General features: G+C 54.0%; 1 protein-coding gene. It reads right to left on the bottom strand.

The annotated features are described in order from the left end of the window. Positions 1-37 precede the first annotated feature (37 nt). A protein-coding gene (locus tag L8U60_RS10700; RefSeq protein ID WP_420840195.1) for an IS3 family transposase occupies positions 38-1,230 on the bottom strand; the annotation gives its coding sequence in 2 pieces (ribosomal slippage) (positions 38-948 and positions 948-1,230; 1,194 coding nt in all). Positions 1,231-1,302: the final 72 nt, after the last annotated feature.

The raw sequence follows: 1,302 nt of genomic DNA, 5'->3' as shown, positions 1-1,302 counted from the left end.
GGGCCTGACCCCCGGAAAGTAGACACGTCGGGGGTAGCTATGCTGCTTGTGTCAGTGTAGCTGAATTAAGTGCTTCGAAGGTATCGGGGGCTAGAAGGTTGCACCAGGAGTGTCGTCTGCGGGTGTTGTAGCGCATGCACCATCGGAAGACTTCCTGGCGGCAGATGATGGGATTGTCAAAGACTTTCCGATCACGCAGGACTTCACGTTTGAGGGTGGCGTTAAAGGATTCTGCCAGGGCGTTATCGGCACTTGTGCCCACTGCGCCCATGGATTGGCGTACACCAAGCTGGGCGCAGTGATCCCTAAAGGCTTGTGAGGTGTACACACTGCCGTGATCGGAATGGAAAATTGCTCCTTTAAGGCTTCCGCGGACGTTTCTGGCTTGGGTTAAAGCTTCGGTAACCAGCGATACCCGCATGTGATCGGCTAGCGCATGACCGACGAGCTTGCGTGAGTAGGCGTCGATGACCGTGGCTAGGTACATGTTCTTGCCGCCCTTACACGGCAGGTACGTAATATCGCCTACATAGAGCTCGTTTGGCTTATCAGCTGTGAATTTACGGCTTACTAGATCTGGCATGACGCGGTGGCCAGGCTTACGCCTGGTGGTGATGCATCGACGCCGCTTAGTAAAGCCTTTAAGCCCCATGGATTGCATGATGCGTGCGACCTTCTTGTGATTGATCGGGGGAAAGCCCGTATCGTCGTTGAGGCTTGCAGCGATGCGTTTAGCACCATAGAGCCCGTGCTCGTCATCGAAGATGGTCTTGATTCTTGCACCAATAAGGGCGTCAGAACATATCTTTGACCTTCGTTTATCGCGGGTGTTGACCCATTTGTAGAACGAGGAGCGATTGAGCTTTAACACGTGGCACATCCGCTTGACCGAGTACTCGGTTCGGTGGTCATCGACAAACTGGAAGCGGATTACCAGCGTGTCTCTTCGGCAAAATATTTCGCGGCCTTGCGCAGGATGTCGCGTTCTTCGCGCAGCTTAGAGACTTCTTTTTCTAGCTGGCGGATTCGCTCGGAGTCAGTCGTCGCCTGTGCCTGGTCGCGCAAGCTTTTGGTGCGGGCACGTTTGCCGGTGCCGTACTGCTTAAGCCAAGTGAAAAGTGAGGAACGATTGACTCCAAGCTCTGCTGAAGCCGCGTGAAGTGTGAGATCTTCGTTGTTTTCGTAGAGGGCCACAGCATCACGTTTGAACTGTTCGGAGTACCTAGGCATGGTGGTAGATTACCTTTCTTCCCAACCCAACTGGGCTGGATATCAGGTGTCTACCTAACGGGGGTCAGGTCC

This window comes from Corynebacterium meitnerae (genome assembly GCF_027570075.1).
Taxonomy (GTDB): Bacteria; Actinomycetota; Actinomycetes; order Mycobacteriales; family Mycobacteriaceae; genus Corynebacterium; species Corynebacterium meitnerae.
This window is presented reverse-complemented; position numbering and strand designations above follow the sequence as displayed.